The sequence below is a fragment of the Microbispora rosea genome, assembly GCF_044460045.1.
Taxonomy (GTDB): Bacteria; Actinomycetota; Actinomycetes; order Streptosporangiales; family Streptosporangiaceae; genus Microbispora; species Microbispora rosea.
This window is the reverse complement of the sequence record NZ_JBITJO010000001.1, coordinates 1,241,311-1,266,736: the sequence shown is the minus strand read 5'-3', so window position 1 is coordinate 1,266,736 and position 25,426 is coordinate 1,241,311. Positions and strand designations below refer to the sequence as shown.

Annotated in this window: 30 protein-coding genes and 1 riboswitch; of the genes, 17 read left to right on the top strand and 13 right to left on the bottom strand. The window is 71.2% G+C overall.

Annotated features, from left to right (window positions below; translation table 11 throughout):
- Positions 1 to 69 precede the first annotated feature (69 nt).
- Positions 70 to 1,173 (top strand): HesA/MoeB/ThiF family protein, encoded by a 1,104-nt coding sequence (locus ACIBK1_RS06195; RefSeq protein ID WP_051762100.1) that lies wholly within the window; start codon positions 70 to 72, stop codon positions 1,171 to 1,173.
- Here ACIBK1_RS06195 and ACIBK1_RS06190 read toward each other — a convergent pair.
- Positions 1,158 to 2,042, bottom strand: a complete 885-nt coding sequence (locus tag ACIBK1_RS06190; RefSeq protein WP_396732717.1) for an NAD-dependent epimerase/dehydratase family protein — start codon at positions 2,040 to 2,042, stop codon at positions 1,158 to 1,160. The genes ACIBK1_RS06195 and ACIBK1_RS06190 overlap by 16 nt on opposite strands.
- 161 nt (positions 2,043 to 2,203) lie before the next feature.
- On the opposite strand from ACIBK1_RS06190, the gene ACIBK1_RS06185 reads away from it, so the two are divergent.
- The 4 genes from ACIBK1_RS06185 to ACIBK1_RS06170 all read left to right on the top strand — a co-directional run bounded on the left by ACIBK1_RS06185 (position 2,204) and on the right by ACIBK1_RS06170 (position 4,827).
- Positions 2,204 to 3,055, top strand: coding sequence for a helix-turn-helix transcriptional regulator (locus tag ACIBK1_RS06185; protein WP_396732714.1), 852 nt, complete (start codon positions 2,204 to 2,206; stop codon positions 3,053 to 3,055).
- Between the two features lie 145 nt (positions 3,056 to 3,200).
- Complete coding sequence (locus tag ACIBK1_RS06180) at positions 3,201 to 3,629, top strand: hypothetical protein (protein WP_396732711.1); 429 nt, start codon at positions 3,201 to 3,203, stop codon at positions 3,627 to 3,629.
- The gene (locus ACIBK1_RS06175) at positions 3,623 to 3,856 is read left to right on the top strand and encodes a helix-turn-helix transcriptional regulator (protein ID WP_030510150.1); all 234 of its coding nucleotides are present in this window, start codon (positions 3,623 to 3,625) and stop codon (positions 3,854 to 3,856) included. The genes ACIBK1_RS06180 and ACIBK1_RS06175 overlap by 7 nt, the downstream gene beginning before the upstream one ends.
- A complete protein-coding gene (locus ACIBK1_RS06170; RefSeq protein ID WP_396732709.1) occupies positions 3,853 to 4,827 on the top strand; it encodes an NAD(P)-dependent alcohol dehydrogenase in 975 nt (324 codons plus the stop codon). The genes ACIBK1_RS06175 and ACIBK1_RS06170 overlap by 4 nt, the downstream gene beginning before the upstream one ends.
- A gap of 6 nt (positions 4,828 to 4,833) precedes the next feature.
- Here ACIBK1_RS06170 and ACIBK1_RS06165 read toward each other — a convergent pair whose 3' ends face one another.
- Positions 4,834 to 5,235 carry a nuclear transport factor 2 family protein gene (locus tag ACIBK1_RS06165; RefSeq protein ID WP_030510152.1) on the bottom strand — a complete coding sequence of 134 codons (402 nt, stop codon included), beginning with the start codon at positions 5,233 to 5,235 and terminating at the stop codon, positions 4,834 to 4,836.
- A gap of 111 nt (positions 5,236 to 5,346) precedes the next feature.
- Between ACIBK1_RS06165 and ACIBK1_RS06160 the strand changes: the two genes are divergently transcribed.
- From ACIBK1_RS06160 to ACIBK1_RS06145, 4 genes are all read left to right on the top strand, one after another.
- Complete coding sequence (locus tag ACIBK1_RS06160; protein ID WP_396732705.1) at positions 5,347 to 5,931, top strand: TetR/AcrR family transcriptional regulator; 585 nt, start codon at positions 5,347 to 5,349, stop codon at positions 5,929 to 5,931.
- 83 nt (positions 5,932 to 6,014) lie between these two features.
- On the top strand, positions 6,015 to 6,941 hold the full coding sequence (locus ACIBK1_RS06155; RefSeq protein WP_030510154.1) for an SPFH domain-containing protein: 927 nt from the start codon (positions 6,015 to 6,017) through the stop codon (positions 6,939 to 6,941).
- A gap of 3 nt (positions 6,942 to 6,944) precedes the next feature.
- On the top strand, positions 6,945 to 7,187 hold the full coding sequence (locus tag ACIBK1_RS06150; protein ID WP_030510155.1) for a hypothetical protein: 243 nt from the start codon (positions 6,945 to 6,947) through the stop codon (positions 7,185 to 7,187).
- A 15-nt stretch (positions 7,188 to 7,202) separates the two neighbouring features.
- Positions 7,203 to 7,832 carry a GOLPH3/VPS74 family protein gene (locus tag ACIBK1_RS06145; RefSeq protein ID WP_030510156.1) on the top strand — a complete coding sequence of 210 codons (630 nt, stop codon included), beginning with the start codon at positions 7,203 to 7,205 and terminating at the stop codon, positions 7,830 to 7,832.
- Positions 7,833 to 7,887: 55 nt separating this feature from the next.
- On the opposite strand, the gene ACIBK1_RS06140 is transcribed toward ACIBK1_RS06145, so the two are convergent.
- On the bottom strand, positions 7,888 to 8,553 hold the full coding sequence (locus ACIBK1_RS06140; RefSeq protein ID WP_396732701.1) for an HNH endonuclease family protein: 666 nt from the start codon (positions 8,551 to 8,553) through the stop codon (positions 7,888 to 7,890).
- A 127-nt stretch (positions 8,554 to 8,680) separates the two neighbouring features.
- Between ACIBK1_RS06140 and ACIBK1_RS06135 the strand changes: the two genes are divergently transcribed.
- Entirely contained in the window at positions 8,681 to 9,670 is a 990-nt protein-coding gene (locus ACIBK1_RS06135) for a pirin family protein (RefSeq protein WP_030510158.1), read from the top strand.
- A gap of 112 nt (positions 9,671 to 9,782) precedes the next feature.
- Here ACIBK1_RS06135 and ACIBK1_RS06130 read toward each other — a convergent pair whose 3' ends face one another.
- Entirely contained in the window at positions 9,783 to 10,364 is a 582-nt protein-coding gene (locus tag ACIBK1_RS06130; RefSeq protein ID WP_396732698.1) for a TetR/AcrR family transcriptional regulator, read from the bottom strand.
- 83 nt (positions 10,365 to 10,447) lie between these two features.
- Between ACIBK1_RS06130 and ACIBK1_RS06125 the strand changes: the two genes are divergently transcribed.
- The 3 genes from ACIBK1_RS06125 (at position 10,448) to ACIBK1_RS06115 (ending at position 13,836) form a co-directional block, all read left to right on the top strand.
- Positions 10,448 to 11,656, top strand: a complete 1,209-nt coding sequence (locus ACIBK1_RS06125; RefSeq protein ID WP_396732695.1) for an FAD-dependent monooxygenase — start codon at positions 10,448 to 10,450, stop codon at positions 11,654 to 11,656.
- 77 nt (positions 11,657 to 11,733) lie between these two features.
- Positions 11,734 to 12,651, top strand: coding sequence for a hypothetical protein (locus tag ACIBK1_RS06120; protein WP_396732692.1), 918 nt, complete (start codon positions 11,734 to 11,736; stop codon positions 12,649 to 12,651).
- Positions 12,652 to 12,744: 93 nt separating this feature from the next.
- Positions 12,745 to 13,836 carry a hypothetical protein gene (locus tag ACIBK1_RS06115; protein WP_396732689.1) on the top strand — a complete coding sequence of 364 codons (1,092 nt, stop codon included), beginning with the start codon at positions 12,745 to 12,747 and terminating at the stop codon, positions 13,834 to 13,836.
- A 12-nt stretch (positions 13,837 to 13,848) separates the two neighbouring features.
- Here the strand turns inward: ACIBK1_RS06115 and ACIBK1_RS06110 are convergent, their stop codons facing one another.
- Positions 13,849 to 14,391, bottom strand: a complete 543-nt coding sequence (locus tag ACIBK1_RS06110; RefSeq protein ID WP_363527317.1) for an isochorismatase family protein — start codon at positions 14,389 to 14,391, stop codon at positions 13,849 to 13,851.
- A 58-nt stretch (positions 14,392 to 14,449) separates the two neighbouring features.
- Between ACIBK1_RS06110 and ACIBK1_RS06105 the strand changes: the two genes are divergently transcribed.
- On the top strand, positions 14,450 to 14,890 hold the full coding sequence (locus tag ACIBK1_RS06105; RefSeq protein ID WP_030510164.1) for a MarR family winged helix-turn-helix transcriptional regulator: 441 nt from the start codon (positions 14,450 to 14,452) through the stop codon (positions 14,888 to 14,890).
- Between the two features lie 440 nt (positions 14,891 to 15,330).
- A riboswitch (cyclic di-AMP (ydaO/yuaA leader) is annotated at positions 15,331 to 15,488 on the top strand.
- 94 nt (positions 15,489 to 15,582) lie between these two features.
- On the top strand, positions 15,583 to 16,122 hold the full coding sequence (locus ACIBK1_RS06100; protein ID WP_396732685.1) for a C40 family peptidase: 540 nt from the start codon (positions 15,583 to 15,585) through the stop codon (positions 16,120 to 16,122).
- Between the two features lie 77 nt (positions 16,123 to 16,199).
- Here the strand turns inward: ACIBK1_RS06100 and ACIBK1_RS06095 are convergent, their stop codons facing one another.
- Positions 16,200 to 16,616: a MarR family winged helix-turn-helix transcriptional regulator gene (locus ACIBK1_RS06095; protein WP_396732682.1), complete on the bottom strand. Its 417-nt coding sequence runs from the start codon at positions 16,614 to 16,616 to the stop codon at positions 16,200 to 16,202.
- A gap of 62 nt (positions 16,617 to 16,678) precedes the next feature.
- Here ACIBK1_RS06095 and ACIBK1_RS06090 point away from each other — a divergent pair, with 62 nt between their 5' ends.
- Positions 16,679 to 17,473 carry an alpha/beta fold hydrolase gene (locus ACIBK1_RS06090; RefSeq protein WP_030510168.1) on the top strand — a complete coding sequence of 265 codons (795 nt, stop codon included), beginning with the start codon at positions 16,679 to 16,681 and terminating at the stop codon, positions 17,471 to 17,473.
- Between the two features lie 7 nt (positions 17,474 to 17,480).
- On the opposite strand, the gene ACIBK1_RS06085 is transcribed toward ACIBK1_RS06090, so the two are convergent.
- The gene (locus ACIBK1_RS06085) at positions 17,481 to 18,476 is read right to left on the bottom strand and encodes a helix-turn-helix transcriptional regulator (protein WP_396723682.1); all 996 of its coding nucleotides are present in this window, start codon (positions 18,474 to 18,476) and stop codon (positions 17,481 to 17,483) included.
- 94 nt (positions 18,477 to 18,570) lie between these two features.
- Here ACIBK1_RS06085 and ACIBK1_RS06080 point away from each other — a divergent pair, with 94 nt between their 5' ends.
- Entirely contained in the window at positions 18,571 to 18,969 is a 399-nt protein-coding gene (locus ACIBK1_RS06080; protein WP_396732679.1) for a VOC family protein, read from the top strand.
- Positions 18,970 to 18,996: 27 nt separating this feature from the next.
- Here the strand turns inward: ACIBK1_RS06080 and ACIBK1_RS06075 are convergent, their stop codons facing one another.
- The 6 genes from ACIBK1_RS06075 to ACIBK1_RS06050 all read right to left on the bottom strand — a co-directional run bounded on the left by ACIBK1_RS06075 (position 18,997) and on the right by ACIBK1_RS06050 (position 25,413).
- On the bottom strand, positions 18,997 to 20,019 hold the full coding sequence (locus ACIBK1_RS06075; protein ID WP_396732676.1) for an alpha/beta hydrolase: 1,023 nt from the start codon (positions 20,017 to 20,019) through the stop codon (positions 18,997 to 18,999).
- Positions 20,016 to 21,176, bottom strand: coding sequence for a glycoside hydrolase family 68 protein (locus ACIBK1_RS06070; protein ID WP_396732673.1), 1,161 nt, complete (start codon positions 21,174 to 21,176; stop codon positions 20,016 to 20,018). Before ACIBK1_RS06070 ends, ACIBK1_RS06075 begins: the two co-directional genes overlap by 4 nt.
- A gap of 160 nt (positions 21,177 to 21,336) precedes the next feature.
- Positions 21,337 to 22,254, bottom strand: coding sequence for an ROK family protein (locus tag ACIBK1_RS06065; RefSeq protein WP_030510173.1), 918 nt, complete (start codon positions 22,252 to 22,254; stop codon positions 21,337 to 21,339).
- Positions 22,255 to 22,259: 5 nt separating this feature from the next.
- Positions 22,260 to 23,084 carry a carbohydrate ABC transporter permease gene (locus ACIBK1_RS06060; RefSeq protein ID WP_396732670.1) on the bottom strand — a complete coding sequence of 275 codons (825 nt, stop codon included), beginning with the start codon at positions 23,082 to 23,084 and terminating at the stop codon, positions 22,260 to 22,262.
- Positions 23,081 to 23,989, bottom strand: a complete 909-nt coding sequence (locus tag ACIBK1_RS06055) for a carbohydrate ABC transporter permease (protein WP_051762101.1) — start codon at positions 23,987 to 23,989, stop codon at positions 23,081 to 23,083. Before ACIBK1_RS06055 ends, ACIBK1_RS06060 begins: the two co-directional genes overlap by 4 nt.
- 68 nt (positions 23,990 to 24,057) lie before the next feature.
- Complete coding sequence (locus ACIBK1_RS06050; RefSeq protein ID WP_357320893.1) at positions 24,058 to 25,413, bottom strand: ABC transporter substrate-binding protein; 1,356 nt, start codon at positions 25,411 to 25,413, stop codon at positions 24,058 to 24,060.
- Positions 25,414 to 25,426: the final 13 nt, after the last annotated feature.

Here is a 25,426-nt window from a genome sequence, read left to right as displayed (position 1 = left end):
CGACCCCTTTTTCCCTTCCGCGAAATTCGGTGTTGACTCGCACACTTATCGCCCACTAATCGTCGTCACGTGCGACTGCCCCGCGTGAAATTCGAGCACCGTCCTCATCGATACGAGGACGGCACCATTCGCATCGGCGGAGAGATTTACGGGATCGCCGCCGAAATCGCGGACCCGTACGGCTGGGTGTGGACGGCCCTCACCCTGATGGACGGCACCCGTTCTCGCGACGAGATCGCCGAACGGCTGCGCCTGGCCCATCCGGAGCTGCCGGACGCCCCGTCGATCGTCGAGCAGTTGGCGGCCACCCGATATGTGGAGGACGCCGCGGCGCTGCCGCCCGCCGGGCTGAGCGCCCGCGAGCTCGACCGCTACAGCAGGAACCACGCGTTCTTCCGGGCCGTCGACGTCGTCCCGCGCGCGCACGGCTGGGAGACCCAGGTCCGGCTGAAGTCCGCGCGGGTCGTCGTGCTCGGCCTGGGCGGCACGGGCTGCCACGCGGCCTGGGCGCTCGCCGCCCTCGGCGTCGGCGCGATCCACTGCGTGGATCCCGACCTGGTCGAGCTGTCCAATCTCAACCGCCAGGTGCTCTACGGCGAGGACGACGTGGGGCGCCCCAAGGCGGAGGCGGCCGTCGCCCGGCTCCGCACCGTCAACTCCGACATCTCCGTCACCGGAGAACGCCGCCACATCGGCAGCAGACGCGAGCTGGACGACCTGATCGCGGGCTACGACGCGCTCGCCCTCTGCGCGGACCGGCCCACCGGGCACGCGATCAGGGTGTGGGCCAACCGCGCCTGCGCCGCCGCGAACATCCCCTGGGCGGGTGGCGGATACAACGGGCCGCTGGTCACCGTGGGGTGCTTCGCGCCGGGAGCGGGCGCCTGCTACGAGTGCCTGAGCAGCGGCGAGGAGGCGCGGCGCCGCCCCGGCACGCCCGTGCACCTCTGCGGCCCCGGCGTGATCGCCACCTCGGCGGGCGTGTCCGGCCAGCTCGTCGCCCACACGCTGCTCGGGCTGCTGACCGGCGTGCCCGTGCCGCCGGTCGGCACCATTCGGGGAGTCAACCTGACCGCGGCGGACCACCATGTGTGGGTCCGACATCCGCCTCGTCCCGGCTGCCCGGTGTGCGGGGGAACCGGTCGTGGCGGCCGCGCTCAGGACTGTGCGTAGGAGCCGGTGGTCAGCTCCTCGACCAGCCCGGCCCGAGTGGGAGTCCAGCCGTACAGCCGGCGGGCACGCGAGGCGTCCAGCGGCGACGAACGGGTGAGCGTGGCGGCGAGCGGCCCCATCGCGGCGGTCCCCTGCTCCAGCGTGAGCGACACGGCCTGGGCGCCGGTCAGGCCGGCGACGGCCTCGGCGATGCGCCGGATCGAGGTCCGCTCGGCCGAGGCGGCGTTGACGACGACCCCCGGCTCGCGGCGCTCCAGCGCGGCCACGTACAGCGCCGCGAGGTCGTCGACGTGCACCGACGACCACTCGTTGGCGCCGTCGCCGATGTAGGGCACCATCCCGTTCTGCCGGCCGGCGCCGATGAGCCCCTGGAGCAGGCCCGATCCGCCGCGCCCATAGACCAGCGCCGCCCGGATCACCGTGCCCGCCACATGGCCGGCCGCCAGGACCCGCCGCTCGCCGAGGACCTTGTAGGGCTGGGGCGACGTCTCGGGGGCGACGGGGTGGTCCTCGTCCACGGTCGCGCCCTGCCGGTCGGGGTAGACCAGGCCGGTGCTGGTGTAGACGAACCGGCCGCCCTCGTTCAGGCCGCCCAGCAGCGCCGCGAGGGCGTCGCCCTCGATGTCGCCCATCTCGGGATCGGCGTAGTCGACGGCGGTGTGCACGACGGCCTCGGCCGCCGCCGCGGCGCCGCGCAGGACGTCGAGGTCCCGCAGGCTTCCGGACACCGCCTTGGCGCCCAGCCCTTCGACCCGCTCGCGGGCCCGGTCGGACCGGGCTAGGGCGACCACCTCGTGCCCGGCCCTGACGAGGTGCTCGGTCACGACTCCGCCGACGTAGCCGCTCGCACCCGTGATGAGAACTCGCATGATCACATGCCTTTCGTGAGGTCGGTGACCGGCGGCGCGTCCGTGTCCGCCGCCGGTCGGTGCCAACCCCACGGTCGCCCCGGGCCGTCCCGCACAACCAGGGACCAGGAGTCCGTGGCTGCGCGGTCCGTACGGTCGATTTCCGTCGTACGGTCGCAGGTATGGACAAGCACGGCCTGGCGAAGTTCCTGCGCGGCAAGCGTGAGCAGGTCGGCCCCGCCGACGTCGGCCTGCCCGAGGGACGCCGCCGCCGCACGCCCGGCCTGCGGCGCGAGGAGGTCGCCCAGCTCGCGTACATCTCGGTGGACCACTACACGCGGCTTGAGCAGGCGCGGGGGCGGCACCCGTCACGGCGCGTGCTCGACGGCATCGCCCGCGCCCTCCGCCTGTCGGACCAGGAACGGGCCCACCTGTTCCACCTGGCCGGGGAGCGGGAGGAGAGCCGGTCCGCCGAACCCGTACGCGAAGTGCGGCCGAGCACGCTGCGACTGGTCGACCGGCTGACCGACGCCGCCGCGATCGTCGTGGACGACACCTGCCGCGTGCTGGCCTGGAATCCGCTGGCGGCAGCCCTGTTCGAGGACTTCTCCGCGCTGGCGGGCCAGGAGCGCAACGTCATCCGGCGCTACTTCCTGCACCCCGACCCCGAGCGGCGGCACTACGGCATGGGCAGCTCGGAGCGGTTCGTCGTCACGGCGGTCAGCTACCTGCGCGTCGCCGTCACCCGCTATCCCGACAGCCGTGAGCTGAAGAGCCTGATCGATGAGCTGCTGGCCGGGAGCGCGGACTTCGCCCGCCTGTGGAACTCCCAGCGGTTCCACATCGAGCGGCACCTGCACCAGACCGTGCGGCACCCGCGCGCCGGGCAGATCGAGCTGGACTTCGACGTGCTGACCGTGCCCGACCAGGAGCAGCAGGTGGTCATCTTCACCGCCGAGCCCGGGTCCCCGGCGTACGAGTCCCTGCAGTTCCTGAAGGTCATCGGCGCCGAGCAGGTGGCCGCCGAGGCCTGACCCGCCGCCCGCGTACGTCCGTCCCCCGCTCGACCGCGCCGGGCTCGACCAACGTGCTCGATGTAAAAAGTTCTGTACATCACGTCAAAGACGGTTTACCTTGAGGGTGTCAAAGATTCTGTACATCCAGAAAGGGGGGCCGATCATGACGCACGAGGAGAAGCGCGCCTGGATCCGGCTGGTCGTCGCCGTGGTCGCCTACGCCGTGTACGTCGTCACCATCCTCAGACGGGCGGACGGAGGCCCGCTACCAGACGTGCCGTACGCCGCCGCCATGCTGTGGACGATCGGCGGGGCGATCGGCGCGGCGATCCTGGCCGAGATCGGGATGGCGATCGTCAATCCGCGGGCCTCGCGCGTCATCGACGTCCGCGACAAGGAGATCGGGCGGCTCGGCGACTACACCGGTCAGGCGTTCGTGGCCATCGGGGCGATCTCGGCGATGCTCATGGCCGTGGCGGAGTGGGACAGGTTCTGGATCGCCAATGTGATCTACCTCTTCTTCGTCCTGTCGGCGATCCTCGGCGACACCACCAAGATCATCCTCTATCGCAGGAGCGTGCCGGAGTGGTGAAGCCCACCCGAGTGACGAACCGCATCCGCGCACTGCGGTTCGCCCACGACGAGATGACCCAGGCCGAACTCGCCGAGCGCATCGGCGTGACCAGACAGACCGTCATCGCCATCGAGCAGGGCCGATACTCGCCGTCCCTGGAGATGGCCTTCCGGATCGCCCGGGTGTTCGGCGCCCCGCTCGACGACGTGTTCCAGTATCCCGACCTCCCCGAGGAGACGAAGTGAAGGCCATCGTCCAGGACACGTACGGCCCGGCCGACGTGCTCGAATTACGCGACATCGACCGCCCCTCGATCGGCGACGAGGAGGTGCTCGTCGAGGTCCGCGCGGCCGCCGTGGACCCCGGCGTGTGGGTCCTCATGACCGGCACGCCGTACCTCGCGCGCGCCGGATTCGGGCTGCGCCGCCCCAAGGTTCCCGTCCGGGGCCGCGACGTCGCCGGGGTCGTGACGGCCGTCGGCGCCGGCGTCACCCGCTTCCGGCCCGGCCAGGAGGTGTACGGCACCTGCCCGACCGGCTCGCTCGCCGAGTACGCGAAGGCGCCGCAGGCCCGCCTCGCGCCGAAGCCGGCCAACCTCACGTTCGAGCAGGCCGCCGCGGTGCCGGTCTCCGGCATGACGGCGCTGCAGGCCGTACGTGACGTCGCCGGCGTGCGCCCGGGGCAGCGGGTGCTGGTGATCGGCGCGTCGGGAGGCGTGGGGTCGTTCGCCGTGCAGATCGCCAAGGCGCTCGGCGCGAGCGTCACCGGCGTGTGCGCGGCGGCGAAGGCGGAGTTCGTGCGGTCGCTCGGGGCCGACGACGTCATCGACTACGCCCATGAGGAGATCGACCGCGACGGCGCACGCTACGACGTCGTCGTCGACACCGCGGGCAACCGGCCGCTGTCCCTGCTGCGGCGCATCCTGACCCCGCGCGGCACGCTGGTGATCGTCGGCGGCGGGCACACCGCGTACCGCTTCACCGGTGGCATGGGACGCACGTTCCGGGCGCCGCTGCTGTCGGCTTTCACGCGGCAGCGACTGCGCCCGATGTTCTCCCGCGAGCGCGCCGAGCACCTGGAGGAGCTGACCCGGCTCATCGAGTCGGGCGCCGTCGTCCCGGCGATCGACCGCGCCTATCCTCTCGCCTCCGCGCCCGACGCGATCCGCCACCTCGCCGGAGGCCATCCCGCAGGCAAGGTCGTCGTCACCGTGTGACCACCCTCAGGACGTGAGAGGGATCCGGCGGGCGCGGACCGTGCGGCGGCTGATCCGCCAGCCGTGGTCGTCACGCACGATCGTGTCCTCGTAGGTCACGCTGCCCGTGGTCCCGTCGGTGTCGACCCCGATGCCCTTCGACAGCGCTCGCGCCCGGCCGTCCGCCGCCTCGGTGACGACGATGTTGGTCACGTGGTGAGCGACCGGATTCCCTTCGCCCAGGGCGAGCGCGGCGTCGCGCAACGCCGCGAGCCCGACGATCACCCCGCCGCCGAGATCGCTGACGTCGTAGACCACGTCAGGCACGAACACCTCGTGCAGGCCGTCGAAGTCGCCGCTGTCCGTGAGATGGCCGTGCAGGTTGATCAGGTCCGTGATGGCCGCGCGGTCGTCGGCAGTCAGCGTCATCGTCCTCCGCCGTTTCATCCAAGTGGGGAGCTCCCCGGTTAGGCTTGTCACCGTAAACGGGGAACTCCCCAGATAGCAAGAGAAGCTGGATAGCAAGAGAAGGGAGTGCGGATGCCGTCGAGTGGTCCCGAGCCCGCGCCGCCCCGCCGTACGCGCAGGGCGGACGCCTCGCGTAACGCCACACTGCTGCTCGCCGCCGCACGCGAGCTCGTCGCGGAGTCGGGGCCGGAGGTCGCGCTGGACGAGGTGGCGCGGCGAGCCGGCGTCGGCAACGCGACCCTGTATCGGCACTTCCCCACCCGCGCCGACCTGCTCGTCGCCGTGTACGCGGACGAGGTGGCGGATTTGTGCCACGGGGGCGCCGACCTGCCGGCGGGCCTCTCCCCGGCCGACGCGCTCTTCTCCTGGCTGGACGCGTTCGTCGTGCACGTCGCGACGAAGCGGCCGCTCGCCCTCGCGGCCACGGAAGGTTCCACCGGTCGTCGTAGCGCGTTGTTCGACCAGTGGCACACCTCGATCCGCGCCACCGCGTCCGACCTGCTGCGGCGGGCCCAGGACGCCGGTGCCGTGCGGCCCGGACTCACCGTGACCGACCTGCTGGCGCTCGCCGGCGGCGCGGCACTCACCGGAACCGACGTGGCCCACGCCCGGCGGCTCACCGCGCTCCTGCGCTGCGGCCTGGAAACCGGCGACTGAGAGTTCGGCTTCTCGGGCGAGAACAGGTCTGGCGAAAAGTGATATCACTTTGCTAGTGTCGTGCTAGACACCGAGGAGAAGACATGACAGACCTGCAGATCGCCGTCGACATGCCGGCCCCCCAGACTCACGAGCGGACGGCGCGAGCGGCCTCGGGGTGGCCGCTGCTGGTCCTGGCCCTGCTCGGCCTGCTGAGCCCGTTCGCGCTGGTCCCGATCGGAGCCGTCCTCGCGGCCGGCGGCAGCGGCGGCGCGGGAGCCGCCCTGATCGCCGCCGGGGTGCTGCTCCTCCTGGCGGCCGTCGTCGTCTTCACCGGCCTCACCGCGGTCGCCCCCGGCGAGGCCCGCGTGATCCAGCTGCTCGGCCGCTACGTGGGCACGGTCCGCACGCCCGGCCTCCGGTTCGTGGCGCCCTTCACGCAGAAGCGCCGGGTGTCGACCCGGATCCGCAACCACGAGACCGACATCACCAAGGTCAACGACGCCGACGGCAACCCGATCGAGATGGCGGCCGTGGTGGTGTGGCAGGTCGAGGACACGGCGAAGGCCGTCTTCGAAGTCGACGACTTCATGGAGTTCGTCGCCTTCCAGACCGAGACCGCGGTGCGTCACATCGCCGGCAGCTACCCGTACGACGGGCACGACGACATGCTGTCCCTGCGGCAGAACGCCGAGGAGATCACCGGCCGCCTGTCGGCCGAGATCCAGGCCCGGGTGGCGTCGGCCGGAGTCGAGGTCATCGAGTCGCGCATCACCCGCCTGGCGTACGCCCCCGAGATCGCACAGGCGATGCTGCGCCGCCAGCAGGCCGGAGCGGTCGTCGCGGCCCGCCAGCGGATCGTGGACGGCGCCGTCGGCATGGTCGAGGCCGCCCTGGCCCGCCTCGACGAGCACAACGTGATCGAGCTCGACGAGGAGCGCAAGGCCACCATGGTCAGCAACCTGCTCGTCGTCCTGTGCGGCGACCGCGACGTGCAGCCCGTGGTGAACACCGGCTCCCTGTACCACTAGACCGTGGCGACCGAGAGAAAAGGCATCTTGTTGCGGCTGGACCCGGCGGTGCACGACGCGCTGGCCCGCTGGGCCGGCGACGAGCTGCGCAGCACCAACGCCCAGATCGAGTTCCTGCTGCGCCGGGCGCTGTCGGAGGCGGGACGGCTGCCGAGCGGCGCCGGTCGCATCCCCCGGCGCGGCCGGCCCGCCAAGAAGGGGACCCCGCCTCCGGAGGCTCCCACCGCCGATCCACCCGACGACTGAGAGGAAGCCAGTGCCGTGGACGTCCCCCGCTCCCTGACGGCTCAGCTCTACCTGCTGGCCTACGACGCCCGCAAGGAGCGGGTCGTGACGAACTACCGCTTCCCCTACCTGCTGCGCGCGGCCGCGCTCACCGACCTGCTGCTGACCGGACGGATCGCCGACGACGGCGGCAAGGTGCGCGTGGTGTCGGAGGACCGGCTCGCCGACCCGGTCCTCGACGGCCTGCTGCACCAGATCGCCCAGTCGGGGCCCCGGCCGTGGCGGCACTGGATCAGCAAGGACGGCCGGGCGACAGTGCGGGCGGTCCGCGACGAACTCGAGACGGGACGCTGGGTCAGGGTCGAACTGCGCCAGCCGTTCCTCGTCTTCAACAGGAGCTACGTCCGCGTACGCGACACACGTGTGGTGAAAAGACTCGTGTCACAGGTCTCCACCGCTCTCACCGGCCCGGTCTCCCGGGTCGGGGACCGCCAGGCCGCCCTTATCGGCCTGGCCGCGGCGGGAGAGCTCGGGACGATCCTCCCGCGAGCCAGACGACGGGCGCACGAGCAGCGTATCGCCCTGCTGTCCGAACGCGGCGGCCCGGCGGCGCCGGCCCTTCGCAAGGTCATCCAGCAGGCCCGCGCCGTCGCGAGCGGCGGCTGACCCCGGGACAGACCCGCCTGCCCCCACTCGGCCGCCGCTCCGGCACCGCCTCCGTTCACCTTCCGCAGGTGCGGAGCATGTTGAGCAGAGCGACCTTCTCCGTACGGGTCACGAAGAGCCGGTAGTGGTGCTTCACCGTGATCCACGAGGTCGCGTAGCGGCACCAGTAGGCGCGGCGCGGCGGACGCCAGCTCTGCGGTCCCTGGCCTCCCTTGGCCATGTTGACGGAGTGGCTCACCACAACCAGCTCGGGGCGGCTCAGGTCGTTGGCGAACGCGCGCCGCTTCGCCTGGCTCCACCTCTTCGCCCCGGAACGCCAGGCGTAGGCCAGGGGGACGACATGGTCGACGTCGACCTGCTTCACGCTCTTCAGCACCTTGCCGTCGTACGGGCTGCGCCAGACGCCCTTCACGGACTGACACGCCCCGTTCCTCCGTACGCCCCGGCCCTGGCGGGCGAGAACCACTTCCCGTGCGTCGCACTCCCCCTTGTGGTGCGCCCATCGCGGCTGGAACCGCCGATGGCTGTAGCCGCGCAGCGACAGCGGCGCGGCCACCTTCAGCTGCGCCAGCATGCGACGGGCCGACGCCCCCGCGTCCGTCCGGCCGCGGGCGTCGGCCGCGGCCGGCGGGGCGATCGCGACAGCGGTGATCGGAAGGACGGCAAGGGACAGTGCGGCGGCCTGGAGGGTGCGACTCAGGGAGATCATGGTTTCAGCCATATCAGTCCCTCCCCACGGGCCGTGACGATATGCGGCGGGAACGGGGCGATCCTCGGGTGGGAATGCCCGGCGACCGCGGATGGTTCCAAGGCGACGGAAGTTGAACATTCAATTAGGAGGGGCGGCCATGCCCGCTGTCACCGCCGACACCCTGACGCTCCCACGCGTCGCCGCACCGGATCCCGCCGTCGCGGCACCACGCCCCGTTCGCTCGGTGACGACCGCGCCCAGCGGCTTCGAGGGTGAGGGCTTCCCCGTACGCCGCGCGTTCGCCGGAGTGCCGCAGCAGACGCTGGACCCGTTCATCCACATGGACCAGATGGGCGAGGTCGAGTACGCCCCCGGCGAGCCGAAGGGCACGCCGTGGCACCCGCACCGCGGTTTCGAGACCGTCACCTACATCATCGACGGCGTCTTCGAGCACCAGGACTCCAACGGAGGCGGCGGCACCATCACCAACGGCGACACCCAGTGGATGACCGCCGGGGCCGGCCTGCTGCACATCGAGAAGCCACCGGAGCACCTGGTGGTCTCGGGCGGGCTCTTCCACGGCATCCAGCTGTGGGTGAACCTTCCTCGCGCGCACAAGTTCCACCTGCCCCGCTACCAGGACATCCGTGGGCGGGAGGCGGCGCTGCTCGCCTCGGCCGACGGCGGCGCGCTGCTCCGGGTGATCGCCGGTGAGCTGGACGGTCACGCGGGCCCGGGCGTCACGTTCACCCCGATCACGATGGTGCACGCCACCGTCAGCCCCGGCGCCCGGCTCGACCTGCCGTGGAACCCGGAGTTCAACGCCCTCGCCTACGTTCTGGCCGGTCAGGGCTCCGTGGGCGCTGAGCGTCGGCCGGTCCGCAAGGGTCAGCTTGCCGTCTTCGGCCCCGGCGGGTCGCTCACGCTCGCGGCGGACACCGCCCAGCCCCAGGCCGAGCCCAATCTGGAGGTGCTGCTGCTCGGCGGGCAGCCGATCCGCGAGCCGGTCGCGCACTACGGGCCGTTCGTGATGAACACCCGCGCCGAGATCATGCAGGCGCTGGAGGACTACCAGGCGGGCCGCCTGGGCGTCATCCCCGCCGAGCGGGTTCCGCACGCCGACGGACCCCTGACCGCGACGGACTGACCCCCACCGGCGCCCGCCGACCGGGCGGGCGCCGTCGAAACGGCCGGCCGAGAAGCATGCCCACCCGCCACTCGGCCGGCCTCACGCGGCGGAGAGCCGCGTTCGCCGCCGGTCACTCCGTTCCGAGCCCCGCGCCGACCGCGCGCAGCGCTTCGAGGAGATCGCGGGCCGACGGAGCCTGCTCGGGATCGACGAGCCACTGGGCCGCCATCCCGCCGAGCAGCGCCTGGTAGAACGCGCCGACAGCCACGGCCTTGCGGTCGTCCGCGGCCGGATCCAGGTGTTCGAAGATCGCCGCCAAGCCGAGCTTCGCCTGCCGGTTGGCGGCGGCGAACGCCTCGCGCAGCTCCGGGAGCCGGTCCATCTGGGCGATGAGCTCGAACTGGATGGCCCACAGCGGTCTCATCCTGGCGAACGACTCGATGATCCGCGTCCAGGTCGCCTCGAATCGCTGCGCGGGCGCGCCGTCGAGCGACGCGTCCGCGGCCAGGGTCTGCTCGATCTCCTTTCCCCATTCCTCCATCGCCTCGATGAGGGCCGCGTCGAGCAGGGCCTTCGTCGATCTGAAGTGATAGCCGATGGCGGCGAGGCTCGTGCCGGCGGCCGCCGCGATGTCACGCGCGGTGGTGCCGGAGTATCCCTTCTCCATCAGGCACCGTTTGGCGCCCGCGAGCAGATCTTCCCGGTTTCCCATGCTCAGAGCCTAGCCCATGCTCACACGAATGTCTTGGACAATCGTGCTAGACAGTTGATTGAGACGCTTGTACAGTTCAGGGCATGGCGAACATCTTGATCTCCGGCGGAAGCGTCGCCGGGCTGACGCTGGCTTACTGGCTCCGCGAGCGCGGCTTCACGGTGACCGTCGTCGAACGCGCACCCTCCCTGCGGGACGGCGGCTACAAGATCGACGTCCGGGGAGCGGCACTCGACGTCGTCGCCCGCATGGGGCTGCTCGACGAGGTGCGGCGGCACAGCACGGACATGCGGATCGCACGCTTCGTCGACGCGCGGGGCCGGCAGATCGGCACGATGAGCGCCCAGTTGTTCGGCGGCCGCGAGGGCGACGACGTCGAGATCATGCGCGGCGACCTCACCCGGCTCCTGCACGCGGCGGCCGATGACGGCGTCGAGTACGTCTTCGACGACTCCGTCACCGCGCTGCGGGAGACTCCCGAAGGGGTGCACGTCACCTTCGCCAACAGCGCTCCGCGCACGTTCGACCTGGTGGTGGGGGCCGACGGCCTGCACTCCACCGTGCGCGCGCTGACGTTCGGCGAGGAGTCGCAGTTCGTCCACGACCTCGGGCACCACATCTCGATCTTCACGGTGCCGAACCATCTCCACCTGGACCGGACGGAGATGATGTATCCGGCGCCGGGCACAAGCACCGGGATGTACAGCACGGGGCGCGCCGACGACGCCAAGGCGATGTTCCTGTTCTCCTCGCCGCCGCTGGAGTACGACCGGCGGGACCCCGCCCAGCAGAAGAAGCTGCTCGCCGACCTCTTCGCCGGTCAGGGCTGGGAGGTCCCGCGTCTCCTCGACGCCATGCGGGACGCGCCGGACTTCTACCTGGACTCGATCAGCCAGGTGCGCATGGACCGCTGGTCGTCGGGCCGGGTGGCACTCGTGGGCGACGCCGCCTACGCGGCCTCACCCGCGTCCGGTCAGGGCACCAGCCTGGCCCTGGTCGGCGCCTACGTTCTCGCGGGCTGCCTCGCCGAGGCGGCGGGGGACCACGCCGCGGGCTTCGCCGCGTACGAGCGCGAGCTGCGGCACTTCGTGGAGGAGAACCAGAAGCTCGCCGCGAGCAACCTCAAGGGGATGGTGCTGAAGTCCGCGGCGCAGATCCGGTTCCAGATGCTGATGCTGCGGCTGATGCCGCACCTGCCGGGGAAGAACCGCATGATCGAGCGGGTCACCGAGCCGATCCGCAAGGCCGCGACCGCGATCACGATCAGGGACTACCGGACGCCGGCCGCGTAGCCGCACGCACCGTCATCCGCAGGATCGCCGGGCTCGAAAGCGGCAACATTTCCGGGATCTCCGGCATCTCACCCCACATGAGATTGCGCACGGTTCTCGCGACGCTCCTCCTGACCGCCGTTCCCCTGGGCGGGCAGCCCGCGGCGGCCGCCACGCCGGTCACGATCGCGTACGCCCAGCGGACGCAGACCTGGGAACTGGTGCTGACCGACGGGCAGGTGGTGAAGGTGCCGGAAGCGCTCGTCGTGGCGCCCCGCGACACGATCAGCGAAGGGGCACCGGCGACGTTCCTGATCAGCGGAGATGGCCGGCACTTCTTCTACTTCCGCAAGTCCGACGGGCGATTCACCGAGCGGACCCTGCACGGCAAGGAAAGAGCGATCCGGGACATCACGGTGGACACGGTCGGCGAGGAGTGGCCGTCGTCGGTGTCGTACGACGGCAGTTTCGTGCTCACCGAGACCTCGGCGCCGGGCCTGGGGGCCCTGGTCGACCTGCGGAAAGGCAAGAGCCTGCCGCTGCCTGGAAAAATGGCCACGTGGGGCTTCGCGGGATTCAGCCCGGACGGCGAGCGGCTGCTGCTGCAAGGGGGCGAAGACGGCCGGATGACGGTGTTCGACCGCAGGCTGCGCACCTGCCTGCGGTCGAAGACGCGGCTGTGGGCGACGGCCCTGGCGAACGACTACGTGACGGCGGCGGAGCCCGTCGGCTCGTGGCCGAAGTCGCGCACGCTGCGCCTGGTCGACCTGCGCACCGGCAAGGCGAGCGGCACCGTGACCGTGCGGCTCCCCCGCGGGCAGCGGATCGACGATCTCGACTTCGACAAGGCGGGACACCTGGTCGTCCGGTCGAAGACCACGACCGGGGTGGCGGTCTACCGGGTCTCGAAGACGACCGGCGCGGTGACGCCGCTGCGGACGATGGTCAGGCCCGACGTGAAGGTCTGGGTGCTCCCCGGGGACGACGAATACGAGCCGTGGGCGGAGAAGAAGTGAGTCCGGCCCTTGCCGCCGGCCACGTGTGAACGGCCACGTGTGAACGGCTCCCCTCCCTCAGACGTCGTACAGGTGAGCGGAGGGGAGAGCATCGTGCGTACCGCATTCGTCTCGGGCCTGACGGCGCTCGGGCTGGCGTGCATGCCGGCCGTGGCGGCCTCGGGGGTGACCGACCAGGGCGGCCAGGCCGGTGAGACCGCGCCGGCGTGGCGACTGACCAGGGTGAACACCCTGCCTGGGGACGACGTGCTCGACGACGTGACCGTCCTGGGCAACGGGTCGGTGTGGGCGGCCGGTCACCGGGCCGTGAACGGCAGGCTGCGGGGCCTGGTCGAGTGGTTCGACGGCACAGCGTGGAAGGTGATCCCCGGCAGCCCGCCGTACGAGCTGAAGGCCGTGACCGCCGGCTCGAACAGGGACGTATGGGTCTTCGGCCCGGGGAAGGCGAGCCGGTGGAACGGCCGGGCATGGGCCACCTCCTCCCTCGGCAGCGGCTTCTCCACGACGGACGCCGACGGAACGGGCGCGAAGGACGTCTGGGCGGTCGCCGAGTCCTCGGCCTCGGCCAGGCACTGGAACGGGTCGTCCTGGAAGAGCGTCCGGCTGCCGGCCCACGCCGCAGCGGTCGACGCGTACAGGGCCGGTGACGTCTGGGCGGCGGGGACCAAGGGCGGCGGTCCCGCGATCATGCGGTGGAACGGGAAGGCCTGGGCACTGGCGCCCACCCCCGCGATCACGCTTCCCGCTCCCGACGCCGCCGCGGTCCTCAACGACATCGCCGTCCTGGGCCCCGGCAACGTGTGGGCCGTCGGCGGCGTCAGCTGGGAAGGGGCCAACGACGAGGGTGACGACGTGACCTTCAGCCGCACCCTGGTCATGCGCTGGAACGGCCGTTCATGGAGTGCCTCGCTCGGTGCCGCCAACGCCCAGCCCTACACGGAGGTGGAGCCCGACGGCAGGGGCGGCGTGTGGGTCGTCCAGGGCAACTGGAACCCCACCCTGTGGCGGGTCACCGGTTCGACGTGGCGGAGCACCCCGATCCCCCGGAAGGCCGGCACCGACGCCGCCCTGTTCTCGATGGCGCGCAGGCCCGGGACGACGACGGTGTGGGGCGCGGGCTTCACCGTGCCGCAGGGCGACCCCGACGACCCCTCGGCCAACGGCGCCTTCTGGCGTACGAACTAGCCGGCCTGCGGGTCACGCCAGCTGGTGCAGAGCGGCGATGACCTGCCGGCCGGCGGGTGTGGTGAAGTCGCGCACCATGTCGGCGGCGAAACCCGCCACCGAAGTCACCACGCCGCCCGCGGCCTCGATCTGCCGCAGGGCGGCGTCTTCGGTGCGGGCGGCGATGCCCCCGCAGGCGTCCACCAGGACCTGCACGTCGAGGCCGCCCTCGATCGCGTCGAGAGCGGTGCGCAACACCACGATCTCCGTCGTCACCCCGCAGATCACCAGGGTGGAACGGCCCCCGGACAGGACGGCCTCGCGCCAGGCCACGTCGTCCCAGCAGGACGGTCCGGTGCGCACGTACGGCTCACCGTCCGGCAGTTCCTCGACCATCACGGGGCCGCCGGGGCGAGGCGCGGCCGAGAGGGTGAACGGGATGTCCAGGGCTGCGACGAGTCCGTTCAGGACCTTGGCCGCGCGGCGGATGGAAGAGGCCGGGTTGGTCGCACTGGCCTCGACGATGCCGGCCTGAAGGTCGGCGAACACCACGTGGACGGAGGCGGGGTTCAGCATCGTTCTGACTCCAAATCGTTCAGAGGTTGAATCGTTTAAGGACGGTAGCATTGAAGGCATGAACGATGTCAAGCTGACCTCGACGCTGGCCTTCCGGCTCGGCACGCTGGGGGCCGTTGTGACCGAGCGGTTCTCGGCGCGCCTGGCCGGCCACGGCCTCAAGCCCAAGCACATAGGACTGCTGACGGTGCTGGAGTCCGGAACGGCGACCTCTCAGCTCGACATCGCCAAGCTCATGAACGTGGCGCCCAGCCTGGTGGTGTCGCTCGCCGACCGCCTGGAGGAGCTCGGCGCCATACAGCGCGAACGCGACCCTTCGGACCGGCGCAGGCAGACGCTCGCACTCACCGAAGAGGGCCGGGAGCTGCTGGCCACCTGCACCGCGGCGGCGGCCGAACTCGACAGCGAACTGACCGACGGCCTCGACCCCGAGGAGACCGAGGCACTGCGGAGCGTTCTGCTCACGCTGGCCCGCCGCAACGGCCTGCCCGCCGACTAGCGGGCGGCTAGCGGCGCATCCACGGACCGCGACCGGGTCCGGTCACCGGTCGTTGTGCATATGCCGGGCCGACGCCGTCCGGGCCCTCGCCCCCTTGTCCGCGACGCCACGAGGCCGCGACGGCGGGCACGCGTTTGCACTGCGGTGAGCACCCCGCCTTGCTGTGCAGCTCATACAGGCGCGCCCCCCTGCGACCGGAAGATCCCGGCAAGTGTGACGAGCGCCACATTTTGCATTCAGAGCCGCCCTGACCTGCGGTTTCGCGCTTTTGATCCTTTTTATACGGTCATTACCCTTTTCATGCCCTTTGCGGCGATATGGGCTGCTTGGTAGTTTCCTTGCCCTGCGGTGGGGTCCGCGTGACGCCGCCGTGACGAACCCGGCCCGGCCGGGTTCGACCATCCACTGTCGCCGTCGCCACGTCCTCTCCGCCCCCCTGGGCGACGGTGATGCCGAATCCGTGCAGCAAGGAGGCTCGGAGCCGGGGAACCAATCGACCTTCGACGAAGGTCTGGGGTGAATCGGCGCGCCAGCGCCGTAGGGCAACTTCCCTGCCCGAATCCGTCAGCTAACCCGGTAGGCGCAAGCGGAAGACCAAAGGGAGAGATCCCCTGTCCACCAACTCCACCACTCTGCTCCACATCGCCTGCGTCACGCTCAGTAGCGCGGCGCTCACCGCGTCCGCGGGAGCATTGAGCGCACTCCCCGCAGCCGCCGCGCCGACACCGGCGACGGCCCCGCCCCCGGCCTCGACGATCATCCCGCCCGAGCCCGCCGCCACGGCGACCACCCCGTACAACCGCGAGGCTCCCCTGACGTCCACGGCGGACGACTCCGCCACCACGAAGCTCACCAAGTCGGCCCTTCAGCAGCAGAAGGCCGAGCGCGCCATCGAGGTGGCGAAGAAGCAACTCGGCGATCCGTACATATGGGGCGCCACGGGCCCACGGGCGTTCGACTGCTCCGGGCTGGTCCAGTTCGCCTGGCGCAAGGCCGGCGTCAAGCTCCCGCGTACGACGTGGTCGATGCTCAACGCCGCCAAGAAGAAGGTCTCCCTGCCGCACCTCAAGCCCGGCGACCTCATCTTCACCAGTGGCGGCGGCCACGTGGGCATGTACATCGGGCACAAGAAGGTGATCAGCGCCCCCCACAGCGGCGCGGTGGTCAGCATCGACAAGCTCGACTCCTACTGGAGAGGCAGCTTCCTCACCGCCGTACGCCCCGGCGTCTGACCTGGGAATCCTCCGTGGAGATGCCCCGAAGCGCGCCGTCGGGGCGTCTCCACCGGAGGCCGGCCGCGGGCCGGAGGCTACGCGTCCTCCACGATGAGGCGCTGGAGCAGGGCCAGCAGCGTCGCGCGGTCTACGTCCGTCAAGGCGGTGTAGCACCTGGCGAGCACCTCGTCGGCGACCTTGTGCCCGGCTTCCAGGACCCGCTCGCCGGAAGAGGTGAGATGGTGCTCGATGCGCCGGCCGCGCCCGGGCCTGCGCTCGATCCATCCCTGGGCCACCAGCCGACCGGCGAGGGCCCCGAATGCCTGCTCGGTCTGGAACGTCGCCGCGGCCAGTTCCCGGGCCGACGCCCCGGGAGAACGGCTGATCGCTCGGAGGGCGTCCCACTGGGCGAGCGTCGCGCCGACCGCCGACAGCCCGCCCTCCAGGGCCCGGTGCTGCCGATATTGGACCTGCTTGACCGCTCGCCCGAGTTGTTGCAGATCACTACGCACGAGACGAGTGTAGTACGAAAACTAAGCTAGTTTAAATAAGCTTCTTTAGTTATGCTGCGGCCATGGACACCATCCCGCTCTATGACGATCTGTCCCTCCACGTGTCGGAGGCCGGAACCGGCAGACCGGCCCTGATCCTGCACGGCGGCGGCGGCCCCGCCACGGTCGCCGGGCTCGCCGGGCACCTCTCCCGGACGACACACACCGTCACGCCCGTGCACCCCGGCTGGGACGGCGCCCACCGCCCCCCATGGCTCACCGGCATAGACGACCTCGCCCTGACCTACCTGCACTGTCTGCATCGCCTGGGACTGCGCGACGTCCTCGTCGTCGGCTCCTCCCTCGGCGGCTGGACCGCCGCCGAGATGGCCGTACGCGACACGGCGGGCGTCATCACCGGGCTGGTGCTGATCGACGCCGTCGGCGTGGACGTGCCCGGCGAGCCGATCCGCGACTTCTTCTCCCTGGACGCCCGCGGCGTCGCCGAATACGCCTGGCACGACTCGCAGCGCTTCTACGTCGACCCGGCCGGCGTCCCCGCCGACCAACTCGCGCGCCGGGCAGCCGACATGGCCACCATGCGCACGCTGGCGGGCGACCCCTACATGCACGATCCCAAGCTGCTCCGCCGGCTGCGGCACCTCGACGTGCCCGCTCTCCTGCTGTGGGGGGAAAGCGACCGGATCGTCACGCCCGCCTACGGCGCCGCCTACGCCGACGCCTTCCGGAACGGCCGGCTGGAGGTGATCCCCGAGGCCGGTCACCTCCCGCACATCGAACAGCCGGCGGCCACCTTCGCCGCCATCGACCGTTTTCTGCACGCGGCCGCGACCGGTTCCCCGGCGGCCACGGCATAGCCCACCGTCACCCGGCGGTCCTGCGGGCGGAGGCCGCGAGCCGGTCCGCGAGCGCGGCGACGAGATCGCGTAGCTCGTCCGGTCGCTCGATGACGAACGGCCGGTCAAGCGACGCGAGCACCGCGGGCAGCCAGTCGAGCCGCTCCGCTCGCACCTCGACGCGGAGCCAGCCCTCGTCGCCGGGATCCGCGCCCTCCTCGGACGGGAATTCCTCCACGGTCGCGACGCCGGCGGGAAGCCGGACACGGATCTGCTCGGCCGTCCCCTGGATCCGCAGGACGACTTCGTGCCGATACCGAGCCGTGGCGAATCCGGTCAGGACGTGCTGCGCCGGATCCAGCCCGGCGGGCGGCTCGAACGAACCGGGCAGCGCCCTCGCGTCCGCGATGCGATCCAGCCGGAAGGTCCGATCCTCGCCGATCTCCGGATCCGCGCCCGTGACGTACCACCGGCCCGAATGGGCGACGAGCCCGTACGGATGCAGCGTGCGCTCGCTGCGCCGTCCGTCGGCGGCGGTGTACCTGATCGAGATCGGCCGTCGATGGCGCACCGCGTCGGCGACGGTGAGCAGGACCGCGGTCTCGGGGACGGCGAACTCGCCGGGCGGAGCCGTGAACGCGAGGGACTCGAGCACGGTGTCGAGCCTGCGGGCGAGCCGCTCGGGCAGGACCCGCCGGATCTTGGCCGTCGCCGTCTCGCTCGCCGTGCCCGTCGCCGTCGTCAACCCCGCCCGGCGGCCGGCCACCAGGCCGAGCAGCACGGCGAGCGCCTCGTCGTCGCTCAGCATGAGCGGAGGCATGCGGTATCCGGGGGCGAGGCGGTATCCGCCGTAGCGGCCGCGCACCGACTCGACGGGGACGTCGAGGTCGATCAGGTGGTCCACATACCGCCGCACGGTGCGCTCGTCCACGCCGAGCCGGTCGGCGAGCTCGGCCATCGTCCGGATGCCGCCCGACTGCAGGAGCTCCAACAGGGTGAGAACGCGATGCGTAGGTCGGGCCACGTCACACAATCTAGTGACGATACTGGGCGGTTTCTGTCCGGTATCCGCCCTAGTGTTCCGCGGGAGAACGGCCCCACGAACCAGGGAGATCACCATGGACTTCGTATCGATCCGCATCATCACCGCCGACGTGGCGCGCCTCGTGGGCTTCTACGAGCGCGCCACGGGAGTGCGCGCTACCCGATACAGCGAGGACTTCGCCGAGATCAGGACCGCCTCCGCCACCCTCGCGATCGGCAGCACCCGCACCGCTCCGTTCATCACGCCCGGCGCCGCCCGGGCGGCCGACAACCACAGTGTGATCGTCGAGTTCCGCGTCGACGACGTGGACGGCGTGCATCAGAGCCTGGCCGGCCACGTCGAGGATTTCGTCCAGGAGCCCACCACGATGCCCTGGGGCAACCGGTCGCTCCTGCTGCGCGACCCCGACGGCAACCTGGTCAACTTCTTCACCCCCGTCACCCCGGCCGCCGTCGCGAGGTTCGCCCGCTGACGACCGCGGCGGCGCGGGCGGCCTCCCTCACGGCCGATCGGCCGCCGGGCCGAGCGCGAGCCCGGCGGCCAGAGCGTCGAGCATGCCCTGGCGGAACGCGCGCATGGACGGCGCGGTCGCGTGGTGGTCGAAGTCGGCGGCGTGGTACATGCCGGGCTCGACGACGAGGTCGACCGGCACGCCGGCCGCCCTGAGCCCGTCGGCGTAGCGCAGGTTCTCCTCGTAGAAAAGATCGAGGTCGCCGACGCCGATCCACGCGGGCGGCAGCCCACGCAGGTCCTCCCGGCGGCCCGCAGCGGCGTAGGGGCGGGATTCGGCGACGCTCGGCCCGTGACCGAGATAGCAGGTCCAGGCGTACGCGTTGGAGCGGGGCGTCCATCCGATCCTGCCGCGTCCCCGATGGTCGCGCACCAGGGCCGTACGGTCGTCCAGCATGGGATAGAGGAGCATCTGAAACGCCACCGGCAGCCCCTGATCGTGCGCCTTCTGCACGACCGAGGCCGCCAGGCCGCCGCCGGCGCTCGCTCCGCCCACCGCGACACGCGTACCTTCCCCGCCGAGAGCGGGGGCGGCATCGTGCAGCCAGCGCAACGCGGCGAAGCAGTCGTCGAACCCGGCGGGGAAGGGGTGCTCCGGAGCGAGCCGGTAGCGTGGGCTCACCACCACGATCCGCAGGTCGCGGGCGATGCGGCTGCACAGTTCGTGGTCGCTCTCGGGGTGGCCGAGGATCGTGCCGCCCCCATGGATCCACAGCAGTGCCCCGCCGGGGCGCCGGTGACCGGGCGGCTCGTACACGAAGGCGTCCCGTCCGCCTGGAACGTCGTGCCGCGTGATCGCCACCCCCGCCACCGGGTCCGACGCCCGGCGTGAGCGCCGCCGGGCGAGGGCCAGGCTCCGCTTGCCGATGATCGGGCGCGGCAGCCACAGCGCCGGTGCCCTCAGCTCCGGCGCGACGGCGGACAGTGAGTGGTGACGACGCGCCGCGGTGACCGCCACCGAGGCGGCGGCCGCCGCGAGCACTCCCGCCGCCGCACCGCGCGACGTGCTCAACGCCCTGCTCCCGAGGACACGGGAACGACCACAGAGGTGGCGTCCTCGTTCAGGATGAGTTCGAGAACGGGCGCGATCGTCCCACCGAAGGCGGCCCTGGCCTCGGCGGGCCCGGCCTGCCACGGATCCGTTCCTCCGGTGGAGCGGTAGTTGACGAAGCCCACGACCTTCAGATCGGGCAGGACCACCCAGGCGTACGCCTGGTCGGGCTGTTCCGCGGGGTTGCCCAGCACGAGCCCCGAGCCGTTCAGCGGCGTGTACGGCCCGGTGAGGCTGGGGGCGACGAAGCCGTAGAGCCCGGTGGGCGCGCTTCCCGGCGGGTGGAACGAGTGACGATGCGTGCAGAAGAAGAGGTAGTACGACGACCCGTGCACCACGACGTGCGGCCGTTCGATCTCGTGGTTGACTCCGTCGGCCACGAGGAGCGGCGGCCGCAGCGACCAGCCGCCCGGTGTCGCGGCGGCGAGGGCCACCGCGCCCATGAAGGCGTGGTCCGCGTCGGCGGACGCCGCGACGGACGCGGCGACGAGCAGATACTCGCGCCCGTCGGCGGGGTCGCGGAACCAGCCCGGATCGCGGAAGGCCTTGATCCGCCCGGGTCCTCCCTCGACCTCGTCGGCCGGCAGGTACGTCACGCCGTCCGAACGGAGGATCTCCCGGTGCTCGGCGGCCTGGTCCAGCAGGATCCGGCCGTCATCGGTCACCAGCCGGCCGCGGGCCTCGACGACCGTCTGGGCGAACGTCGGGCGGGCCTCCCCTCGCCGGCCCGCGGCCGTGTAGAACACCGACAGCGTGCCGTCCGGTCTGCGGACCGTCGATCCCGACCATTCGCGGCTGCCCGGCGAGGCTCCGTCGGCGAAGACGTGGCCGAGGTCGGTCCAGCCGTCGGCGTCCCTGGCGAGCAGCCGGAGGCGGGCGAGGTCATGACGCTCCTCGGGGTGGCCGAGGGCGGGCGCGGAGAGCGCGATCCACAACTCGTGGCCCCGCACCACAGTCGTCGAGCCGTCCTCCTCCTGGATCGGCCACAGATCCCAGATGTCGTCGTGGGGCAGCACGCGCGGCGGGGCAGGAAGGCCGATCACCGGTGCGGTCGTCGCCGCGTCGCCGACAAGCGCGGCGAGGTGCTTCCGCGTCCAGCGCGCGGGCTCGCCGTTCACGCGGTCCCCCCGTCACGTCGCCGCCCGCCGGCGAGCACCTCGTACGCGCCGGACCGGATCTCCGGTCCGGGCGTGCCGTCTCGCCGCCCCCATGCAGCCATGCGAAGAACCTCCAACTCAGTCGCGCGGGCTGTTTCCCGGCGCGTCACGGAAAGCGTCATCAGAAACGGGGTGAGTTCGGCGCGGCCCCTGCCGCGCGTGCGAGTTCCACGGCTCCGGCCACCCCCGAACGGTCGCCGAGGAAGGGGCCGGTGACGTACTCCTCCATGGCCGCGGGGCCGACGGGCACCGGCGCCCCCGGGTAGCCGGCGGTGAGGGTGAGCAGCCGCGCCCGCACGGCGGGAAGCAGCGCGGGGTGCTTGGCGACGCCCCCGCCCACGACGATCCGCTCGGGCGACAGCGCGTAGGTCAGGTTCATCACCGCGAGGGCGACGTACTCGGCCTCGAGTTCCCACACCGAAGGGTCGTCCAGGTGCTCGGCGGGCCGCCCCCATCGCCGGCGCATCGCCGCACCCGACGCGAGCCCTTCGAGGCAGTCGCCGTGGAAGGGACAGCTCCCCTCGAACGGGTCCCTCTCCAGGTCGTGGGGGATGCGGATGTGCCCGAACTCGGGATGCAGGAGCCCGTGCACGAGCCCGCCGTTCACCACCGCCCCCATGCCGATGCCGGTGCCCACGGTGATGTACGCGAGCGTGCCGAGCCCCGCGCCCGCTCCCCGCCGCCATTCCCCCAGCGCCGCGGCGTTGACGTCCGTGTCCAGGCCGACGGGTACGCCCAGCGCGGCGCGGAAGGGGGAGACGACGTCGACGTCCGCCCAGCCCGGCTTCGGCGTGGCCAGGATGTGGCCGTACGTCGGCGAGCCCGGCCGCACGTCCACCGGGCCGAAGGTGCCGATGCCGAGCGCGGCGATCGGCTGACGATCCTCGAAGAACCGCATCGCGGCGCCAATCGTCGTCTCCGGCGTGGTCGTGGGGATCACCTCGGTCGCGAGGAGGTCTCCCTCGGCGTCGGCGACCGCGCACACCCACTTCGTCCCGCCCGCCTCGATCCCCCCGAAGAACGGGGCAGCTTCATCCATGTGCGTCACCCCTTCAGAGAACCCTGGAGCAGAGCCGTGACGAAGCGGCGCTGGAAGATGAGGAAGATCACGAGCGTGGGGGTCAGGATCAGCAGCGATCCCGCGCAGAGCAGCGGCATGTCGGTTCCCCACTGCCCCTGGAAGGCGCCCAGGGCCCCGGACATCGTCCGTTTCAGCGGGTCGTCGACGAGGACGATCGCCAGGAGGAACTGGTTCCAGGTCCACAGGAGCAGCAGGATGGCCAGGGACGACAGCGCCGGCATGGCCAGCGGGACGTGGATGCGCCAGAAGAGCTGCCACACGTTCGCGCCGTCCATCCGCGCGCTCTCGGACAGCGCGTCGGGCACGTTGACGAAGTGCGCCCGCAGCCAGAAGACCGAGAACGGCATGAACAGCCCGATGAGCGGCAGGATGATGGCCCACCGGGTGTTCAGCAGTCCCATGTCGCGCACCTGGTAGTACAGCGGCGTGATGATGCCTTCGAACGGCAGCGTCAGCCCGAGCACGAACACGAGGAACACCAGATTCCGTCCCGCCATCCGCAGGTGGCCGATGGCGAAACCCGCCAGCGTCCCGAGGAGCAACGATATGGGGACCACGCCGAGCACGATGAGCGCGCTCGACTTGATCAGCTCGATCATCTGGGCGGCCTGGAACGCCTTGACGAAGTTGCCCCACTGCGGATCGCGCGGCCACTCCAGGCCGGACGGGTAGCTGCCCGACGGGTGCAGCGCGGTGACGAACAGGCTGATGAACGGCATGAGCGTGACCGCCATCAGCAGGACGAGCAGCACCCTTGCGGTCCACGTCTCCCGACGTCCGACGATCATGAGGACCTGTCCTTGGTGAGCCACTGGATGGGAAGGGCGACGAGGAGGACGAGCACCATGAGCACGACGGCCAACGCGGACGCCATGCCCACCTGCCGCTCCGAGAAGGCCAGGTAGTAGATCTCCAGCCCGGGGACCATGGTCGCGTTACCCGGACCGCCCTGCGTGGAGACGTAGACGATGTCGAAGCTCGCCAGCGCGGCGATCACGGTCACCGTGATGCAGACGCCGATCTCCTGCCGCAGGCTGGGCACGGTGATCGAGACGAACTCGCGCAGCGGTCCCGCTCCGTCCATCCGGGCCGCCTCGTACAGCGCCGGGTCGATCTTGCTCAGGCCGGACAGGAGGAGGATCGTGCACAGGCCGAGCAGCACCCACGCCCCGATCACGCCGACCGCCGGCAGGGCCGTGGAGAAGTCGCCCAGCCATGCGCGTGCCACGCCGCCGAGCCCGGCCAACCTGAGCAGCTGGTTGACCAGTCCGGTCGACGACAACAGCCAGCTCCAGGCGATGCCGGCGGCGACGAGCGGGATGACCTGCGGCAGGAACAGGACCGTCCGCGCCACCAGCGCGAGCCGGCTCGCGGCGATGCGGCGGATCGTCGAGGCGATCGCCAGGCCCAGCAGGACCGGGATCACGCTGAAGAAGAGGATCAGCTTGATCGCGTTGAGGATCGAGGCGAACAGGTCGGGGTCGGTGAACACCTTGGTGTAGTTGCCCAGCCCGGCCCAGGTGGACGGGCCGATGCCGTCCCAGCGGTACAGCGAGTACTGAATGGTGAGGACGATCGGCCGTAGTACGAAGACCGCGTAGACGATGAGCGCCGGAGCGACGAACAACCAGGCGACCCAACTCGGCGTGCGGAGCCCCGCCGCGCTGGCGGGGCTCCCCTTCTTCCTCGTCACGGCTGCCGCCCCGGGGCGGGTCGCGGGGGGATGCCCGCGTTGTCGGGAGTCGGCCGTGTCATCGGTGCTCAGCTCCCCCCGACCTGGCTCGTGTAGTCGCTCTGCACCGACTTCAGCAGCTCCTCGGGGGTCTGCTGCCCGGCGACCAGCTTCTGCAGCTGGGGCGTCCAGCTCTTGGCGTAGATCGCGCCGGTGGCGTTGGCGATGAAGTCCATCGAGCCGTTGTCCTGGGCGATCTTCGCCCCTGCGTCCAGCGTGCTCGCGGTGACCGTGCCCTCCGCCACCTCCGGCATGGGGGCGTCCGCCGGGCCCATCGGGTGCGACCCGCCGACCTTCACGCCGATCTCACGCGCCTTCGGGTCGGTCGCCACCCAGTTGAGGAAGAACGCCGCGCAGTCGGCGTTCTTCGCCCTGGAGCTGATCCCGTAGGTGAGGGGCGCCGACATGGCGGCCTGCTTGCCGCCCTGCTGCACCGGCGGCATCAGGAAGAAGCCCACGTTGCCCGCCATCTGCTTGTCGAGGTTCCCCGACTCCCAGTCGCCGTTGAACGAGAACAGGCCGTCGCCCTTGATGAAGCGGCTCATCATCGTCGCGTAGTCGACGGCGTTGACGTCCTTCCAGAAGTACCCAGCCTTGATCCACTTCTCCAGGTGCTGCGTCGCCTGCACGTTGGAGGGGGTGTCGATCGTGGCGCCCGGCTTCTGGTAGATCCAGTCGTTGATCGGCCCCGGGGGACCGTACGAGGCCATCAGGTCCTGCAGCGGGAAGGCGAGTCCGCCGGTGGCCCCGCCGTTGAACTGGGCGATCGGGGTGATGCCCGCGCTCTTGGCCTTCGCGAGGGCGTCGTCCAGCTCGGCCAGGGTGGTCGGCGGGGACGACATGCCGATCTTGTCCGCGAGCTTCTTGTTGTAGAACACGCCGGTCATGCTGAAGTTCAGCCCCATGGCGTACAGCGATCCCTCGCCGCGCGTCTTCCCGCCGGGGGCCAGGCGCATCTGCTCCAGCTGAGAGGCGGGCCAGGCGTCCCAGCCGAACGCCTTCGCGTAGCCGTCGAGGTTCTTCAGCAGGTTGTTCTTCACCAGCTCAGACACCTGCGGGAGCCGCATCAGGTCCGGCGGGTCGTCGGCGAGGACGCGCGGCGCGTTCTGCGTGATCACCGCGAACTGGTCCTCACGGATGTTCCACTTCACGTTCGGATACTGCTTGGAGAACTCGGTGCTGAGCTCTTTCGGCAGGGGGAAGCCGGTCTCGATGTAGGCGTTGAGCGTGACCGGCGCCGTGCCGCAGGTCGGCGCGGCCGCCAGGGACGCGCTCGTGGCCTCCGGCTGAGGGGCGTCGCCGCCGGGCGCGCCGCAGCCGGCCGCCAGCGCCCCTCCCATCACGACCGCGAGCGCGGCCCCGTTCCAGCGAGTTCGACGCGACATCTGCGTCTCCTTG